This window comes from Pseudomonas sp. AC239 (genome assembly GCF_979258545.1).
This window is the reverse complement of the sequence record NZ_OZ409864.1, coordinates 1346810-1364317: the sequence shown is the minus strand read 5'-3', so window position 1 is coordinate 1364317 and position 17508 is coordinate 1346810. Positions and strand designations below refer to the sequence as shown.

The 17508-nt window shown below is 60.3% G+C and carries 14 protein-coding genes and 1 tRNA gene; 2 read left to right on the top strand and 13 right to left on the bottom strand.

All coding sequences use genetic code 11. From position 1 onward, the window contains the following. Window positions 1-9: 9 nt before the first annotated feature. Window positions 10-1236, top strand: coding sequence for an aspartate aminotransferase family protein (locus ACZ0AZ_RS06350; protein ID WP_463537093.1), 1227 nt, complete (start codon window positions 10-12; stop codon window positions 1234-1236). A gap of 192 nt (window positions 1237-1428) precedes the next feature. Beyond that, window positions 1429-1587: a YqaE/Pmp3 family membrane protein gene (locus ACZ0AZ_RS06345; RefSeq protein WP_003228885.1), complete on the top strand. Its 159-nt coding sequence runs from the start codon at window positions 1429-1431 to the stop codon at window positions 1585-1587. A gap of 116 nt (window positions 1588-1703) precedes the next feature. On the opposite strand, the gene ACZ0AZ_RS06340 is transcribed toward ACZ0AZ_RS06345, so the two are convergent. The 13 genes from ACZ0AZ_RS06340 to ACZ0AZ_RS06280 form a co-directional block, all read right to left on the bottom strand. Further along, window positions 1704-3503, bottom strand: coding sequence for a S9 family peptidase (locus tag ACZ0AZ_RS06340; RefSeq protein ID WP_129997738.1), 1800 nt, complete (start codon window positions 3501-3503; stop codon window positions 1704-1706). Further along, a complete protein-coding gene (gene pqqE / locus ACZ0AZ_RS06335) occupies window positions 3469-4629 on the bottom strand; it encodes a pyrroloquinoline quinone biosynthesis protein PqqE (RefSeq protein ID WP_039757689.1) in 1161 nt (386 codons plus the stop codon). Before pqqE ends, ACZ0AZ_RS06340 begins: the two co-directional genes overlap by 35 nt. Beyond that, window positions 4601-4876: a pyrroloquinoline quinone biosynthesis peptide chaperone PqqD gene (gene pqqD, locus ACZ0AZ_RS06330; RefSeq protein ID WP_016772874.1), complete on the bottom strand. Its 276-nt coding sequence runs from the start codon at window positions 4874-4876 to the stop codon at window positions 4601-4603. The genes pqqE and pqqD overlap by 29 nt, the downstream gene beginning before the upstream one ends. Then, window positions 4873-5625: a pyrroloquinoline-quinone synthase PqqC gene (pqqC, locus tag ACZ0AZ_RS06325; RefSeq protein ID WP_039757691.1), complete on the bottom strand. Its 753-nt coding sequence runs from the start codon at window positions 5623-5625 to the stop codon at window positions 4873-4875. Before pqqC ends, pqqD begins: the two co-directional genes overlap by 4 nt. A gap of 139 nt (window positions 5626-5764) precedes the next feature. Further along, window positions 5765-6676 carry a pyrroloquinoline quinone biosynthesis protein PqqB gene (pqqB, locus tag ACZ0AZ_RS06320; RefSeq protein ID WP_463537092.1) on the bottom strand — a complete coding sequence of 304 codons (912 nt, stop codon included), beginning with the start codon at window positions 6674-6676 and terminating at the stop codon, window positions 5765-5767. Window positions 6677-6757: 81 nt separating this feature from the next. After that, window positions 6758-6832 (bottom strand): pyrroloquinoline quinone precursor peptide PqqA, encoded by a 75-nt coding sequence (pqqA, locus tag ACZ0AZ_RS06315; protein ID WP_003444522.1) that lies wholly within the window; start codon window positions 6830-6832, stop codon window positions 6758-6760. 156 nt (window positions 6833-6988) lie between these two features. Beyond that, entirely contained in the window at window positions 6989-9400 is a 2412-nt protein-coding gene (pqqF, locus tag ACZ0AZ_RS06310) for a pyrroloquinoline quinone biosynthesis protein PqqF (RefSeq protein ID WP_463537091.1), read from the bottom strand. 38 nt (window positions 9401-9438) lie between these two features. Next, window positions 9439-10233 (bottom strand): carbon-nitrogen hydrolase family protein, encoded by a 795-nt coding sequence (locus ACZ0AZ_RS06305; protein ID WP_463537090.1) that lies wholly within the window; start codon window positions 10231-10233, stop codon window positions 9439-9441. 12 nt (window positions 10234-10245) lie between these two features. Then, window positions 10246-11928, bottom strand: a complete 1683-nt coding sequence (locus tag ACZ0AZ_RS06300) for a flavin monoamine oxidase family protein (protein ID WP_463537089.1) — start codon at window positions 11926-11928, stop codon at window positions 10246-10248. Window positions 11929-12150: 222 nt separating this feature from the next. Further along, complete coding sequence (locus tag ACZ0AZ_RS06295; protein WP_463537088.1) at window positions 12151-12612, bottom strand: Lrp/AsnC family transcriptional regulator; 462 nt, start codon at window positions 12610-12612, stop codon at window positions 12151-12153. Window positions 12613-12926: 314 nt separating this feature from the next. Then, window positions 12927-13457 carry a PBECR2 nuclease fold domain-containing protein gene (locus ACZ0AZ_RS06290; protein WP_039757700.1) on the bottom strand — a complete coding sequence of 177 codons (531 nt, stop codon included), beginning with the start codon at window positions 13455-13457 and terminating at the stop codon, window positions 12927-12929. 196 nt (window positions 13458-13653) lie between these two features. Further along, window positions 13654-13730, bottom strand: a tRNA-Ile gene (locus tag ACZ0AZ_RS06285). Between the two features lie 15 nt (window positions 13731-13745). Continuing rightward, window positions 13746-17492, bottom strand: coding sequence for a bifunctional diguanylate cyclase/phosphodiesterase (locus ACZ0AZ_RS06280; protein WP_129997734.1), 3747 nt, complete (start codon window positions 17490-17492; stop codon window positions 13746-13748). Between the last annotated feature and the right edge of the window lie 16 nt (window positions 17493-17508).

Below are 17508 nucleotides of genomic sequence, written 5' to 3'. Positions count from 1 at the left end.
TTTTTTCGCATGAATCTGTTCAGTTTGCGGCGCCAGACGCCAAGTCTGGATGACCTCACCTTCGAGGCGGGGCCATCCACTATGACCGATCACCTCAATGCCCAACGCCTGATGCCCGGTGTCGAGCGACCGCATCAAGTGTTCGTTCGGGGCCAGGGTTCCTGGCTGTGGGACAGCAACGATCGCGCCTACCTCGACTTTTCCCAGGCTGGCGGCGCCAACAGCCTTGGCCACAGCCCCACGGCGCTGGTCAAAGCCATCGCCAATCAGGCCCAAGCGCTGATCAATCCCGGCTGCAATCTGCATAATCGCGGCATGCTCAGCCTCGCCGAATGTTTGTGCGCCAGCACGTCCAGCGATCAGGCGTACCTGCTCAACAGTGGCAGCGAGGCTTGTGACGCGGCGATCAAACTGGCGCGCAAATGGGGGCAACTGCATCGCAGCGGCGCCTCGCGGATCATCGTGGCGCAGCAGGGTTGCCATGGCCGCAGTCTGGCGACGGTCGATCGAGTGCCATTCAATGACCTGCCAGCGCTGCATGCGGCGGTCGACGCGCAAACTGTAGCAATCATGCTGGAGCCGATCCAGAGCGATGCCGGGGTCATTCCGGCGACCGAGCATTACCTCAAAGGGGTCGAGCGTCTGTGTCGTGACCTGGGCATTCTGCTGATTCTCGACGAATTGCAGACGGGTATGGGCCGCTGCGGCAGCTTGCTTGCCGAACAGTCCTACGGGATTCGCGCCGATATCGTCGTGCTCGGCAAAGGCCTCGGCGGCGGCTTGCCGTTAGCGGCCTTGCTGGCGCGAGGCAAGGCTTGCTGTTTCGCCATCGGCGAGCTGAGCGGCACCCATCACGGCAACTCCTTGATCACGGCGGCCGGTCTGGTGGTGCTCGACAGCATCCATGACCGCAGCTTCTTTCAGCAGGTCAACGACAGCGGCCAGCACCTGCGCGAAGGCCTGGCGCGACTGGCGCACCGCTACGGGCACGGCGAGTTGCGCGGCCAAGGCCTGTTTTACGGGCTGACGCTGTCCGCCGAATGCGCCGACGCCGTCGTTCACGCCGCACTTCACGAAGGCCTGATATTGAACGCTGCGCAGCCTGACTGCCTGCGCTTCACCCCGGCCCTCACTGTCAGCAAAGCCAACATCGACGAAATGCTCCTGCGCCTGGGCCGCGCCTTCTCGCGAGTGCGCACCGCCCAATTGCAATGCCGCAAGGGCATTGCCGTCTGAGCAGAGGTGCCCCAACCGATTACTCGAACCGTCTCGCGGTATAACGCACGCCCCACGCCTGATTCTTTTGGCGTGGGGCGTTTTTTTGTGATGCTGGCGATCAAATAGCAAGCGTAATGAACCCTGACGAACGGCGCAGGTCGATTAGCTTGTATGGCTCAAGTGAGCCAACCCCCATTCAGGAGCTGCCCCATGGATTTCATTCGCATCATCATCGCTATTCTGTTGCCGCCACTGGGCGTGTTTCTGCAGGTCGGGTTTGGCGGGGCGTTCTGGCTGAACATTCTGCTGACGTTGTGCGGCTACATTCCGGGGATCGTGCATGCGGTGTATATCATCGCCAAGCGTTGAGTCCGCTAGCGCAACTTAGATAGCTTTCGCGAGCAGGCTCGCTCCCACAGGGGATTTGTGAATGATGCAGATCCAATGTGGGAGCGAGCCTGCTCGCGAACGGGGCGACACGGTTTTCAGTCAATCAGCCCCATCACCCGCCGATAAAACGTCCACTCCCGCTCCAGCGCATGCGCCTGGTTAGCCGCGCGACGAAAGCCGTGGCGTTCGTCGGGGTAGTAATGCGCTTCGACCGGGATGCCGTTGTGCTCCAGCGCCGCGACCATGTCACGGGTCTGTTGCGGCACGACCACCGCGTCCAGTTCACCCTGGAAGAAAATCACCGGCACGCGAATGTTGTCTGCGTGCAGCAACGGCGTGCGTGCGGCATAGCGTTCGGCATCCAGCTCGGGATCGCCGATCAGCCAGTCCAGATAATCGCCCTCGAACTTGTGCGTGGCACGTGCCAAAGCCACCGGATCGCTGACGCCGTAGAGGCTGGCGCCTGCGCGGAAGACTTGTCTGAACGCCAGCGCGCACAGTGTCGTATACCCGCCCGCACTACCACCGCGAATGAACGCGCGCTCACCATCGATCAAACCTTGGTCCGCGAGGTAGCTGACCACCGCGCAGGCATCCTCGACATCCACCCCGCCCCAGCACAGATGCAGCGCTTGCCGATATTCGCGACCATAGCCACTGCTGCCGCGATAGTTGAGGTCGGCGACGGCGAAGCCGCGCTGGGTCCAGTACTGGATACGCGGATCGAGGGTCGGATAGCACGCCGACGTCGGGCCGCCGTGGATAAACACCACCAGCGGCGGTTTCGCTTCACCGTTCATGGCCGAATAGAAGAAACCGTGCGCTTCGCCGGAGCCGCTCGGATAACGCAAGGTCTGCGGACGGCTGATGCGTTCGGCGGGCAATGGCGCCACGCCGCCAGCGAGGACTTTCACTGCGTGAGAAGCACGATCGATGGCAATCACTGCCGACGGGCTGACCGGCGAGGCGGCAATGCAGTAGATGAACTGCTGATCAACTGCCAGGTGACGGAAGCGGCTGTAGTCGCCGCTGAAATCCTCACTACCAAGGGCCAGGCGGCCGAAACCAGCCTCGCTCCAGCTGGCTAAAAATTGATCACCGACAGGCAGCCAAGTGCAGCCGCCCAGTTGCCAGGGCGCGGGCGCGTGATCGGCCTCGGCACTCGGTAGCGCGTGCAAGCCATCGGACGTTTCGACCCACGGCTGCCAGAAGCCGCCACGATCTGTCAGGCAGTAGAGCCGGCTGTCGGCGTCGAAACGCGGCTGCTGGATCGACTCCTCAATCTGCTCGCCGGCAATACAACGAGGTGCGGAAAAATCACCTTCCGCGACCATCAAGCGCGTCGAGGTCCACGGCTGATGCGGTCGGCTCCACTCGATCCATGCCAAGCGCTGGCCGTCCGGGCTCAGCGTTGGCGATGCATAGAAATCCGCACCCTCGGCCAGCACCTGTCGCGTGCCGGTCGCCAGATCAATCGCCACCAGCCGATGTCGATCCTGCTGCTCCTCAACCGCCAATACTCGGCCAGCGGCGAATTGCAGATCGCCGTAGCGGCAGTCAGTCGACGTCAGCGCGACCGGCTCGCCATCCAGCGCCTGCCGATACATCTGCTGATCCGCTTCATTGATGAAAACCACCCCGTCAGGCGTCAGACAAAACGCACCACCGCCATATTCGTACACGCGGCTACGCACGCTGAAACCGTCCGGCGTCAGACGTTTCGCTGCGCCATCGCGCCAATGCCAGATTCGGCACGCGGCGTCCTCTGGGCGATATTCATTCCAGAACACGCCGTGGACGCCGAGTTGCAGTTCGGCGAAGTCGGTTCCGGCGGCGACGGCCTGGGCGGCGCTGAAAGGCTCAGCCCTTGGCGATGAGGCGTGAGTTTCGTTCATTGCGAAAGGCCAGTTGTTCGATGGTTTGAGTGGCGGTCTCGGCTTCTTCGCGGGCCTTGAGGATCACGCCGTGATGTTCGGACTTGCTGCACACCGGGTCGGCGTTACTGGCGTCGCCGGTGAGCATGAACGCCTGGCAGCGGCAGCCGCCGAAGTCTTTTTCTTTCTCGTCGCAAGAGCGGCACGGCTCGGGCATCCAGTCGTAACCGCGAAAACGGTTGAAGCCGAACGAGTCATACCAGATGTGCTGCATGCTGTGATCGCGCACGTTGGGAAACTGCACAGGCATCTGGCGCGCACCATGGCAGGGCAGGGCGGTGCCATCCGGGGTGACGGTCAGGAAGATGCTGCCCCAGCCGTTCATGCAGGCTTTCGGGCGTTCTTCGTAGTAGTCCGGCGTGACGAATATCAGCTTGCACGGATGCCCTTCGGCTTCCAGCCTGGCCCGGTATTCGTTGGTGATGCGTTCGGCGCGCACCAGTTGTTCCCTGGTCGGCAGCAGGCCAACACGGTTGAGCTGCGCCCAGCCGTAGAACTGGCAAGTGGCAAGTTCGACGAAGTCAGCCTCCAGCGCGATGCACAGTTCGATAATGCGGTCGATCTTGTCGATGTTGTGACGATGGGTGACGAAGTTCAGCACCATCGGATAGCCGTGGGCCTTCACCGCACGCGCCATTTCCAGCTTCTGCGCAAAGGCCTTTTTCGAGCCGGCGAGCAGGTTGTTCACTTGCTCGTCGCTGGCCTGAAAACTGATCTGGATGTGATCGAGCCCGGCCTTTTTGAAGTCGCTGATTTTCTGCTCGGTCAGGCCAATGCCGGAAGTGATCAGGTTGGTGTAGAAACCCAACTGCCGCGCTTCACGGATCAGTTCGGCCAAGTCCTGACGCACCAGCGGTTCGCCGCCGGAAAAGCCCAATTGCGCCGCGCCCATCTCGCGCGCTTCGCGGAACACCTTGATCCATTGTTCGGTGGTCAGCTCTTTGCCCTGCTCGGCGAAATCCAGCGGATTGGAGCAGTACGGGCATTGCAGCGGGCAACGGTAGGTCAGCTCGGCGAGCAGCCACAGCGGCAGGCCGACTTCCGGTTTGGCCGGCAGATCAGCCAAGGGTGAGCCAGTGTTGCTCACGGGCAACCTCCATGAATTGCTCGACGTCGTCACCGAGCTCGGGTACGCCGGGGAACTGCTTGTCGAGTTCGGCAATGATTGCCGCGACATCGCGTTCGCCATCAATCAGGCCGCCAATCAGCGCGGCCGTTTCGTTGAGCTTGATCATGCCCTCTGGGTACAGCAACACATGGCCCTTTTGCGCCGGTTCGTACTGGAAGCGATAGCCCGGGCGCCAGCTCGGCACTTTGCTGCGGTCGAAACTCATAAGATGATTCCTTTATGCCAGACCCGTTGTTCGGTCACGCTGTGATACGGCGGACGGTTCAGTTCGTAGGCCATGCTCATGGCATCGAGCATGCTCCAAAGAATGTCCAGTTTGAACTGGAGAATTTCCAGCATGCGCTCCTGGCCTTCACGGGTCTTGTAGTGCTCAAGGGTGATCGCCAGCCCATGCTCGACGTCACGCCGCGCCTGACCGAGACGAGTGCGGAAATATTCATAACCGGCCGGGTCGATCCACGGGTAATGCTGCGGCCAGCTGTCCAGGCGCGACTGGTGGATCTGCGGCGCGAACAATTCGGTCAGCGAGCTGCTTGCCGCCTCCTGCCAACTGGCGCGACGGGCGAAGTTGACGTAGGCATCGACGGCGAAACGCACGCCGGGCAATACCAGCTCCTGGGAGCGCAACTGATCTGGATCGAGGCCGACAGCCTGACCCAGACGCAGCCAGGCTTCGATGCCGCCGTCTTCACCGGGCGCGCCGTCGTGGTCGAGCAGGCGCTGAATCCACTCGCGGCGGATTTCCCGATCCGGGCAGTTGGCGAGGATCGCTGCGTCTTTCAGGGGAATGTTCACCTGATAGTAGAAGCGGTTGGCGACCCAGCCCTGAATCTGCTCGCGAGTCGCGCGGCCTTCATACATCGCCACGTGGTAGGGGTGATAGATGTGGTAATAGGCGCCTTTGGCGCGCAGGGCCGCTTCGAATTCGGCGGGGGACAGCGGGGTGTCGGTCATGTCTGTTCTCCGGGAACAACCCTGGAAATCTCTGGTGTCTGTGCTGGCCTCTTCGCGAGCAGGCTCGCTCCCACAGTTGATCGCATTCCAATGTGGGCGCGAGCCTGCTCGCGATAGACCGCGCCGCGGTCTCGATTGCTTAAAGCACGATGCTCATGCCATCAAACGCCACTTCAACATTACGCCGCGCCAGCTCGGCACGCTCCGGCGAATCCTCGTCGAGGATCGGGTTGGTGTTGTTGATGTGGATAAGTACCTTGCGCTGCTCGGGCAACTGCTCCAGCACTTCGAGCATGCCGCCGGGGCCGTTCTGCGCCAGGTGGCCCATCTCGCGACCGGTGCGGGTGCCGACGCCACGGCGCTGCATTTCATCGTCATCCCACAGCGTGCCGTCGACCAGCAGGCAATCGCTGCCCGCCATGATTTCCAGCAGCGGCGCATCGACCTTGCCCAGCCCTGGCGCGTAGAACAGCTTGCCGCCGGTGTTGAGGTCTTCAACGATCAAACCGATGTTGTCGCCCGGATGCGGATCGAAACGGTGCGGCGAATACGGCGGCGCGGCGCTGCGCAATGGCAGCGGGGTGAAACGCAGGTTCGGACAGGCCGCTACGGTGAAGCTCTGGTCGAGCTCGATACGGTTCCAGTCCAGCCCGCCGTTCCAGTGGGTGAGCATCTTGAACAGGGGAAAACCGGTGCTGAGGTCTTCGTGAACCATGTCCGTGCACCAGACCTGATGCGGGCAGCCTTCGCGCAAACTGAGCAGGCCGGTGGAGTGGTCGATCTGGCTGTCCATCAGGATGATCGCGCTGATGCCGGTGTCGCGCAGGGCCCGGCCCGGTTGCATCGGGGCGAAGCTTTGCAGTTGCGCGCGGATGTCCGGCGAGGCATTGCACAACACCCAGTTCACGCCGTCATCGGAAATGGCGATGGACGATTGGGTGCGGGCCTTGGCGTTCAGGCTGCTGTCGCGAAAGCCTGCGCAGTTGACGCAGTTGCAGTTCCACTGCGGAAAACCGCCACCGGCGGCCGAACCCAGAATCTGGACGAACATGAACGCTCCATCATTTCAACGCGGAAAATAAAACGCCTCGGCGAGCCGAGGCGTTGCACTGCGGATCTGCGTAAGCAGAACTCAGCGGCTGGCGAAGTACATGGTGACTTCGAAGCCGATACGCAGGTCGGTGTAAGCAGGTTTGGTCCAGGCCATGAGATGTCTCCTTCTGTGGGTTGGGATAGCGCTATCCATAGGTATAGTCCACGGCAGCGCGATGATGTTCCAATTAGTTAGGCGGCTATGTTACTCAAAATTTCAGCCGCGTGACCCGTGAATCTTTGAGAAAGCTCCTTGCAGCCTCGGTAATGATCAATTTGCCGCTTGCCACGGCGCGCCGGGAATCGGTTCATTGGCCAGACAGTGGTAGCCGCCATTGGCATTGATCAGGCGTTGCGCAGCGGCCAGCAAAGCCTGGTGATCCAGCTGCCGGATCGCCATAACCAGTTGCTCACGGTAATCCGACGAATGGCCGGCGAGTTTACCCTGCCACAGAAGTTCGGCAGCGTCCTTGTTGGACTGTGTCGCCGGATCGAATTGGTCGGCGAGGTTTTGGCGTTGTTGCTTGAGGCCAGCGACATCAAGCGTTTCGATCATCGCCGGAATGCCGTTGAAGAACTCCTGAATGTATTCGAGCAACTTGCCCACCGGGTTCGTTGGCGATTGCACGGCAAAGACAATCGCAGTCGTGCCGTGCACCTGACGCAGCGCGCTGAACACGGCGTACCCCAATTGCAATTCGACACGCAGGCGCTGGTAAAAGGGCGTCTGGCACAACTGAGCCAGAAGGCGCCATGCGGCTTCATCAGCGACGTCACGACTGGCGGTCGGGCAGATCAGCAGCAAGGCGTGTTCGCTGGAGGCGGTGTTGATCTGGCTCCATTGGTACTGGCCTTGGGTGATCGGTGTCACCGGTAGCTGATTGTCCGGTGTGCCGGGAATGCGGCTCAGCGCCAGGCCCATGGCTGATTGGGTCTGTTGATTCAGCCCTAGAGCGAGGCCGTCCCAGCGCGAAGTTGTCCACAGCTGTTTGGCGTCATCGCTGGTTTCAATCGGGGGCGGGTATTTTTCCGGCAACGCTTCGAGCAGTTGGCGGATCGGCATCGAAGGTATCTGCACCTCGTCGCGCGGCGAATCGGCGTCGATCATCGTCAGACATTTCAGCGCGTGCTCCAGGACGCTGGGCATCGGTTCCTGTAATCCGGTCATTTTCAACAGGCATTGGTTTCCTGCGGCGCTGAAAGACAAGTCCACTCCGGCTTCGGACGCATCCTGTCGGGTCCGACGCAGACTGCGCTGCAATCTTGAGCGCAGATCGGCGCTGGCCGCCATGTCGACCTGCCAGCGCAGGTAAATCGCGCCCTCATCGCTGCTGTCTGGCAGCGCACGACTGAAGTGCATCGGCGACCGTTCGCGACGACTGCGCGAGCGATCCTGGGCGAAGGTGCGCAGGCCACGATGGGCGCTGGTCTGGCCGCGAATCAGCCCGGCGTTGGCTAGCGGTTCATTGGCGCGCAGGAACGGGTTCGCGGCGGGCAGGTGCCAATGATCACTGAAGTTATCCGCACCACCGATTTCGCGAAGGATGTGCGCAAGTGCGGCAACACCCGACTCGGACAGACCTGATTCTTTCTGCTCAACGTCGATGCGCGCTAGTTGCAACGCGCCGCTGACTTGCTGCTGGCGCTGAAGCAGGGCGGCGTATTCCTCGCGCAACGGCGTCCAGTCCTGGCGGGCGAAGAAGCTCAGCCAGTCCAGCAGTTGTTCATGAATGGCGTTCAAATGCTCGCCGGCGGCATGGAATTGAAGATGCAGCAGCGCTTGCCCGGCGAACTGGTAGATCGGCGCGGCTTTCAGACTGTCAGCCAGGTTCTGTCGTTGCAGGTGTGCGAGCAATCCACCGGGTTTGGCGTTGTTCAACCAATGACAGAGAAAGGCCATCGCCTCTGCGGATGGTTCGGGTAAGCCGTCGAAGGCGAACAACAGGTTCGCATGAGCGCCAACCTGTTGATAACTTTTCACAGTCAGTGGCAGCGGTTCCGCCTGGGCAATTTTATCCCCAACCGGCAACACCGCTGCGAATTGCTGCGCCAGCGCCCGAAGCTCATCGATACTTTGCGAACCGACCAGGCTGAGGGTCATTTGCCCGGTTCGATAAAAGCGCTGATGGAAATCTTTCAGCGCCGACTGAAACCCTGACGATTCGACCTGCAAGCTGTCCCGATTGCCCGCATGAAACCCGCGCAACGGGTGCTCCCCTGGTAAACCCTCATACAAGGCAAACTGCTGCTGCGCCATCGGATCCTGCGACCAGGCGACGAATTCCGCCTGCAGCACTTCCCGTTCACGCAGTTGATCGTCCAGATTCATACGCGGTCGGGCGAGCATTTCTGACAGACGCTCGAGCCCGGCGCTGAACGACGATACTGGCAGCTCGAAGAAAAAATCCGTGGTGCGCTCACGGGTGCTGGCATTTACCTGCCCGCCGTGACGCTGCACGTAGGCCATCAGCGCTTCATCTGTGGGAAAACGCTCGGTGCCGAGAAACAGCAAATGCTCAAGGAAATGCGCCAGCCCCGGCCATGCCAATGGCACGTCATGGCTGCCGGCCGCCACGCGTAACGCGGCAGCGCTGCGCTTGAGACCGGGCACGTGGCGCAGGGTCACGCGCAGGCCGTTGGCCAGTGTTTCAGTGTCGGGGCGGGGATGAGTCGGCGCAGGCATGGGCACTTCCAGAACAGTGAAGTGCCCATGCTAGCGGATTAGCGGCGGTTGAGCGCGCCGTAAAGCTCTGGCCTGCGATCGCTGAGGTAGCGGTTGGCCTGGCGTGAGTCGTTCATCAATTGGCGGTCCAGTTCACCGACGATCAACGCCTCGTCCAGACCTGCCAGGGCGATACGGCTACCGTCCGGCGCGGCAATACTGCTTTGCCCGCAATACTGGATATCGCCTTCATGTCCGCAGTAATTGGCGTAAGCCACGTAGGACTGGTTTTCGAAGGCGCGGGCACGCACGGTGACGTCGGCGACGAAGTCGAACGGAACCATGTTTGCTGTCGGTACGACGATCAGCTCGGCGCCGGCCAAGGCCAGACGACGCGCGTTTTCCGGAAACTCCAAGTCATAGCAGATCAGGAAGCCGAGCTTCCAGCCGTTCAATTCAACCACCGGCAAGTCGGAGTCACCGGGGCTGAACATCGACCGGTCGAGATCGCCAAACAGATGCGACTTGCGGTAATTGCACAGGCGCTCGCCGTGGGCGTCGATCAGTTGCACGGCGTTGTAGATATGCCCGTCGGCGGTGCGTTCGGGGTAGCCGTATACGATCGCCAGACCCGCAGCCTTGGCGATCCGGCCAATCTGCTGCGCCCATTCGCCGTTATAGACCTCGGCCAGCGTGCTCACCGCTTCGGCGCCGATGTTGTAGCCGGTCATGAACATCTCCGGCAGCACCAGCAGATCAGCGCCCTTGGCCTCCATTGCTACTTGATGCAGACGCTGCAGGTTGGCGGCGGGGTCCAGTGGCAACGGTGGACATTGGTAAACGGCTACGCGCATCGGGGAATCCTCTTACTCGGGCAGGGCGATAGGGCCGATGTCTTTGAACACATCACCCGGGCCCGGGTTCTCTTTATGTGTCGAACCGCCGAAATGCTTCATGATGCCCCACACCGCGTTGAGCGAAGTCTGCACCGCGCCTTCGACCCACGCCGGTGTCCACGACACATCGTCGCCAGCGATGAAAATACCGCGCTGCTCCGCTGGCATATCGTCCTGCATGAAGTGCGCGTACATGCGCTGGTTGTAGCGGTAATGGCCGGGCAGGGCGCCTTTGAAGGCACCGAGGAAGTACGGATCGGCTTCCCACGACACAGTGATCGGATCGCCGATGATCCGCGCGGCGATGTCGACTTTCGGGTAGATCTTTTTCAACGAGTTCAACGCCAGCTCAACGCGTTTCTCCACCGGATGCGGGAGCATTTTCAACGCGTCGCTCATCCACGAGTACGACAGGCAGATCACCCCCGGCTTGTCGTCGCCGTTGTCGAACAGATAGGTGCCACGGGTCAGGCGATCGGTGAGGGTCATGCTCATCATGTCGCGGCCGGTCTCCGGATCTTTGTCTTTCCAGAACGGCCGATCGACCATCACGAAGGTTTTTGACGCTTGCATGTAGCGGGTGCGGTCGAGGGCCATCCACATTTTCTGCGAGAACAAGGTTTCGTCGCACTCGATCTGGGTAGTCAGCAGCCAGCTCTGGCAGGTTGTCAGCACGGCGGCGTATTCGCGGGTGTCACCATTGTTGTCGGTAACGGCGAAACGGCCTTGCGGTGCGTGGGCAATTTTCTTCACGCCCGAACGCGGCGCGCCACGGTGCAGGGATTTCAGGCTGGTGCCGGCCGGCCAGTGCACGCAGCGTTCCGGTACATGGCGCCAGATGCCCTGCGGCACCTGCTCGACGCCACCGACCACCAAGTGCTGATGATCGTCGCAGTTGGTCATCACCACGCGGAAAATTTCCAGCATCGAATTGGGGAAGTCCGAATCCCAGCCGCCGGTGCCGAAACCGACCTGGCCGAACACTTCGCGGTGCTGGAAAGACAATTTGGCGAAGGCCTTCGAAGTGGCGACGAAGTCGTAAAAGGTCCGGTCGTCCCACAGCGGCACCAGCTTGTTCCACAGCTCTTTAAGGCGCGGCACATCACGGTCGCGAATGGCTTGTTGGATATCGGAAAACTGCGAGCCTGCTTCCAGCGCATCCGCCCAGGCATCAGCCACTTCCTGGAACAATGCCGGAAGATCCTTCAGGCTTTCGGCGTAATAGGTTTCGCCTTCCAGATCGATCACGGTGCTGCCAGACGCGCCGGTCAACGGGTTGGGAAAAGGCTTGGTTTCGAGGCCGAGCTTGTCGACGTAGTGGTAGAACGCCGTGGAGGACACCGGAAAGCGCATGCCACCGAGCTCGGCGACGATGGCGTCTGTGCCGTTGAAGGCCTGCGAGCGCAGACGACCACCGAGTTTCGACGCCTCGTACACCACCGGTTTCAAACCGAGCTTCATCAGCTCATACGCGGCCACCAGACCGGCGATGCCTGCGCCGACAATCGCCACTTCAGCGCCATGGTGCTGCTCGGGAATGCTGCCCAAACCAGCCGGATGCTCGATCCAGTCGTCAAACGCGAACGGAAAGTCCGGACCGAAGATGGTGATGGGTTTCTTGCCGTCTGCAGGATGACGATTGTTGTTGTTCATGGCTGACCTTGTTGGCGACCCGACGCAGGATTCGCGTCTGAGTATAGGAAAAGATGCCGCCATTCTAGGGAGCGTGGAGCGCGTTAATAAGACGCATTGTGTCGTCGTTTTGCCTGATTGTTGTGCAGACTGACGAATGCAGGCTGCATACCGACCAAAATGTGGGAGCGAGCCTGCTCGAGAAGAGGCTTTGAAATTCAGCCGAGAAGCTCGATCAAAATCTTAAACCGGCTGACCCCGATCTATCTTGCTACTCAGAATGATCGACGTTGTGGTCTTCTCCACCCCATCGACGCTGCCAATCTGATCCAGCAACTGATCAAGCTGCTCCGGCGAATCGGTGCGCAACCACGCCACATAATCAAACTCGCCACTCACCGCACACAGCTGCTGCACCTGCGCCATCGGACTCAAGCGCCGCAGCACATCCTTGCCGGAACGCGGTTGGACCTTGATCCCGACGTAGGCTTGCAGCCCCCCATCGACAACACGCTGACCGAGGCGCACGCCGTAACCGGTGATCACCTTGGCCTTTTCCAGCCGGGCCAGACGCGACGTCACCGTCGTGCGAGCAATGCCTAGCTGACGGGCGAGCATGGCCACGCTTTCGCGGGCATTGATTTGCAGCGCGGCGATCAGTTGGCGGTCGATCTCGTCGAGGATGGGGTGGCGGGTGTCTGGCAAGGGGGGCTCCATTAGCGTTGGGTCGAAGAGAGGCTCACTTTACAGGCAAACAACGATAGGCTTCTGCGCCACAGCAAAGTGCTCACGGATGATTTTGCTGAAACAAATGTTCTGACAATTGATTTGACTTGTCTGCCCTGTTTCCCAAGAATGCCACCAAGAGCGCGAAATCTGCTGCCTTGCAGGGCATCAGCAGATGTAGGTACCTCAGCGATGCTGCAACATCGGTGTCAGGTGAGACCTCTTCATCCCATTTCCTGAGGATGCAAATATCAGGATTCAGATGTTACGGGCAGCCAATGGCTGCCCTTTTTTTAGTCGATGAAAATGTACCGCTTATACAAAAGCTCGCCTTTTCGATGCCTGTTCATGGCTCTCGCCGGAGCGTGCATAAAATTCCAAAGAACGTGTCCATCCCTAATGTCCACAACCACGAGCATGTCATTTTTTGCCTCATAAGCATTGATGAATGCCACGCGGTGTCCGCCGTTATCGTAACGGACTTTCCAAATTTCAAAGGGGCCCGTTAAAGTATCGATAGCATGTCGAACATAGCGTTCGCGGGAGTCCGGGCGTTTCTCAACAATATGGGCAAGTTTGTCTCTCGCAACCGCAATGTTTCCAATGGGCGTCAGGATCGTGACGGCCATAACCGACTCATCGATGAAACCGAAGTATTCCAAGAGTATTCCCAAGGCGCCCGCTGCATCGTCAGCCCTTTTGATTTCTGCAATTGCGGCTGATCGAAGTTCTTTCGAGAGTGTTCTCAAGTCGGGTAGGGCAAGATCGATCCAGGTTGCTTGGCCGGCTGCTTCCCTGATTGATGGAGCAGCATTCATGAGCATGGAAACGATCCCGGGCGGCGATGCGTCAGGAGATTAATTGCTCGCAGGAAAGCCTAACAAGGCTGCAAACGTCCTGGAAACGTCGCTTCAGAATGTTCCTACAGATAGCGCAGCTTTCTTCCGGGCGTCGGGATTAGCATGACTGGGAAATCAAAGCCCATAAAAAAAGCCGCGCATTCAGCGCGGCTTTTCAATTTGGTGGGCCCACACGGACTCGAACCGTGGACCAAAGGATTATGAGTCCTCTGCTCTAACCAACTGAGCTATAGGCCCTCAGTAGGCCGCGGATTATAGCGACGGTTTCGCGGCTGTGCTATCCGAAAAATCCGATACGGTTACACGCAGAAACGTCGCGGCGAATTCCTCCGGGGGCAGCGGCAGGCTGACGATGTAGCCCTGGATCTGTTCACAACCTTCCGCGGCGAGGAACTGTTGTTGCGCCTGGGTTTCCACGCCTTCGGCAATTACGGTGAATTGCATGCTGCGGCCGAGTGCGATGATGGCACGCACGATCGCCGCGTCGTGGGGATCGTCAGGCAGTCCGCGGACAAAGGACTGGTCGATCTTGAGGATGTCCAGCGGCAGCCGTTTGAGGTAGCTGAGCGAGGAGTAGCCGGTGCCGAAATCGTCGATCGCCAGTTGCACGCCGAGGTGTTTGAGCTGGTGCAACACCGCCAGCGCTTCTTCGGCCTGACTCATGATGAAATTCTCGGTAATTTCCAGTTGCAGTAAATCCGGCCTGAGGCGGTTGTCCTTGAGCAGTTGTTCGATGCGCACCAAGAGGTTGGGCTGACGCAATTGCGCACCGGCGAGGTTTACCGAAAGCGGACCGAGCGGTTGGTAGATCTCGTTCCACTCGAACATTTGCCGGCAAGCGGTCTCCAGCACCCAATCGCCGATCTGCAGGATCATGCCGTTCTCTTCGGCCAGTGGAATGAAATGCTCGGGCGGCACGTCGCCGAAGGTCGGGTGGCGCCAGCGAATCAGCGCTTCGGCGCCGACAAGGCTGTGGTCGACCAGGCTGATTTTTGGTTGGTAATAGAGAAACAGCTCATCACGCTCGATGGCGCGGCGCAGTTCGTGCTCCAGCGCTATGCGCTCGCTGGCCTGGGCGGTGAGATCCCGGGTATAGCTTTCGACGCGGTTGCGTCCTTTGGCTTTGGAGCGGTACATCGCCGCGTCGGCGTTTTTCACCAGCGTGGCCACGTCGCAACCGTCCCGCGGGTACAGGCTGGTGCCAATGCTGGCGCTGATAAAGAACTCATGTTCGCCGGCCTGAAACGGCGCACCGAAGCAGTTGAGCAGTTTCGTCGCGATGTTGTCGGCGTCGCTGGCTTGCTGCAAGCCTGGCAACAGGATGATGAACTCGTCACCACCCAATCGCGCGACCGTGTCGATATCGCGCAGTTGTTCTTTCAAGCGCACTGCAATGCCCTTGAGCAACAGGTCGCCGACCGGGTGGCCGAGGCTGTCGTTGATGTGTTTGAAGCGGTCGAGATCGAGAAACAGCACCGCGCCCTGGCCACCATTTTCCTGTTGGCTGGTCAGGGCCATTTGCAGGCGACTCTCGAACAAGGTGCGGTTGGGCAAACCGGTGAGGGGGTCGTGGTGAGCCTGGTAATCGAGCTTGGCCTGGGCATGCTTGAGGCTGGAAATATCGGCGAACACCGCGACGAAGTGAGTGATGAACTTGTCGCGATTGCGCACCGCGCTGATGGTAAGCCAGCTCGGGTACAGCTCGCCGTTCTTGCGCCGGTTGGAAATCTCGCCTTGCCAGTGTCCCTCGTCGGTCAATTGGTGCCACATCGCCGCGTAGAACGCGCTGTCATGCAGCCCGGACGCCAATAGCCGGGGGGTGTGGCCCAGTGCTTCGCTTTCGCTATAGCCGGTGATTTCGGTGAAAGCTCGATTGACCGCACTAATGTGTTGTTGGGTATCGGTGATCAACACGCCCTCGGCAGTGCTCTCGAAAACCGTTGCCGCCTGCTGCAGTTTTTCCTGCATGAGATGGCGTTCGGTGATGTCGCGGGCGATGGTCAGCATGCAGTCTTCGTCACCGATCGGCAGTGGACGACTGGAGACTTCGCACAGGCGGATCTGCCCGTCGCTGCGACGGATGTGGCAGGTGAAGTCGCGGACAAAACCGTCGCGCTGCAGCAGGTCGATCATCTGTTTGCGCTCGTTGAGGTTGACCCAGATACCCAGGTCCAGCGTCGAACGATCCACCGACATGGCGCTGTTGAAACCGGTGATGCGACTGAAGCCTTCGTTGACCTCCAGCAACAGGCCGTCGCTCTGGCGCGACAGCAGAAGACCGTCCGGCGACGCATGAAAGGCCTTGGCAAACTTCTCTTCCGATGTTTGCAGTTGCTGTTGGGTTTCCTTGAGTTGGCTGATGTCGCGCACCACCACCACCAGCGCCGGGGTAGTGTCGAGGTCGAATGGCTCGGCGGAGATCAGCCCGGTGAACACCTGGCCGTTGTTGCGGCGAAAGGGCATTTCCAGGTTGCGGATGCTGCCGGCCTGCAAGCGCTGCAGCAGGCCCGGCCCAACCCCGGGAATCCCCCAGATATTAAGGTTGGTGGCGGTTTGACCGATCACGTCCTCGGCGCGCAGGCCGATCTGTTCCTCGAAGGCCTCGTTGACCTCCAGCAGGCAGCCGTCGGACAGGCGCGCAATCACCAGAATGTCCGGACATTGCTCGAACACCGAAGCGAACTTCTGCTCCGACAGGCGCAGCGCTTCTTCAGTGCGCTTGATCTCGCTGATATCGATCATCAGACCGCGCATCACTGGCTCGTGGCCGTGCTCAATCAGGCTGACGATGTCGCGCACCCACAGGCAGCGACCGTCGGCGGTGATCACGCGGTAGTCGACGATGTGATCGCGGCCCTGGCGCAGTGCTTCCTTGCAGTAGTTCTGCGTGCGGGTCAGGTCGGCGGGGTGAATGATGTTGTGCCAGAAGCCCGGAATCAGCCAGTGAGATTGTGGATAACCGAGCAAGTCTTCAGCGTGCGGCGAGACATAGCTGTAGGTGAAGTCGCTCATCCGCGCTTCCCAGGCAATCGCCGACAGGCTTTCCACCAGGCCGCGGTAGTGATATTCGCTGCTGCGCAACTCCTGCTCGAGGTCGATGCGCCGGGTGATTTCCGAGCTCAGACGGCGGTTGATGCGGATCACCGCGGCGAGGACTGTTATCAGCAGCAACAGGCCGGGCAGGCCGTACATCAGCAGGTCCGACCAGAACGTGCGGTGGTCAAGCACGTTGCCGACCCAGTGTTCCTGAATGCTGCTGATTTCCGCCGGCGTCATGTCCGCCAGGACTTTGTCGAGAATGCCCACCAGCACCTTGTTGTCCCGGGGCACGGCCATCGCCAGTTGATAGCGATACGGCGTTTCGCCGCTGACATAGAGGCCGTCAAGCTTGAGCTGGCGCAGGCTCCAGACGCTGGAAGCCAGATCGCCGACTACCGCGTCCACTTCGTCAGTCGCCAGGGCTTGCAGCGCTGAACTGACGTTGGGCATGGCTACCAGATTCAGATCAGGGTGGTGAGTGCGCAGCAGTTCGTGGGGGGCGTAGTTTTCCACCACGGCGATTTTCAGCCCGTACAGGTCGTCGAGTTTGCGGGGCTGGGCGCCGCCGACATGGGCGAGGATGACGATCGGGAAGTCGAGGTACGGCCGGGTGAATGACAGATAACTCTGGCGCTCTGGTGTCGACATGATCCCCGGCAGCAAATCGATCCTGCCCTTCTTCACCTGCTCCAGCACCACCGTCCAGCTCACCGGTTCGATAGGCGTCAGCTTGATGGACAAGCGCTGACGGATCACCTCGATATAGTCGGCAGCCAGTCCCTGATAACGGTTCTGATCGTCACGAAACTCAAAGGGCGGCCACGACGCGTCGACACCCAGGCGCAAGTCGGGGTGAGCCGCCAGCCAGCTGCGTTCTTCATCGGTGAGAGTCAGCGCGTCAGCCGTGGCGGTGCAGATCATCAATGACAGCAGAAACAGCACGGGCGCCAGTCTGGGCATAACGCTCTCGTTAGGG

Coding starts and splice junctions, on each gene's coding strand:
- ACZ0AZ_RS06290 (WP_039757700.1), bottom strand. CDS start 13,457: ATGCTCATGAATGCTGCTCCATCAATCAGGGAAGCAGCCGGCCAAGCA.
- pqqF (WP_463537091.1), bottom strand. CDS start 9,400: ATGCCTGCGCCGACTCATCCCCGCCCCGACACTGAAACACTGGCCAAC.
- ACZ0AZ_RS06340 (WP_129997738.1), bottom strand. CDS start 3,503: ATGAACGAAACTCACGCCTCATCGCCAAGGGCTGAGCCTTTCAGCGCC.
- ACZ0AZ_RS06300 (WP_463537089.1), bottom strand. CDS start 11,928: ATGAACAACAACAATCGTCATCCTGCAGACGGCAAGAAACCCATCACC.
- ACZ0AZ_RS06305 (WP_463537090.1), bottom strand. CDS start 10,233: ATGCGCGTAGCCGTTTACCAATGTCCACCGTTGCCACTGGACCCCGCC.
- pqqC (WP_039757691.1), bottom strand. CDS start 5,625: ATGACCGACACCCCGCTGTCCCCCGCCGAATTCGAAGCGGCCCTGCGC.
- ACZ0AZ_RS06350 (WP_463537093.1), top strand. CDS start 10: ATGAATCTGTTCAGTTTGCGGCGCCAGACGCCAAGTCTGGATGACCTC.
- pqqB (WP_463537092.1), bottom strand. CDS start 6,676: ATGTTCGTCCAGATTCTGGGTTCGGCCGCCGGTGGCGGTTTTCCGCAG.
- ACZ0AZ_RS06345 (WP_003228885.1), top strand. CDS start 1,429: ATGGATTTCATTCGCATCATCATCGCTATTCTGTTGCCGCCACTGGGC.
- pqqD (WP_016772874.1), bottom strand. CDS start 4,876: ATGAGTTTCGACCGCAGCAAAGTGCCGAGCTGGCGCCCGGGCTATCGC.
- ACZ0AZ_RS06280 (WP_129997734.1), bottom strand. CDS start 17,492: ATGCCCAGACTGGCGCCCGTGCTGTTTCTGCTGTCATTGATGATCTGC.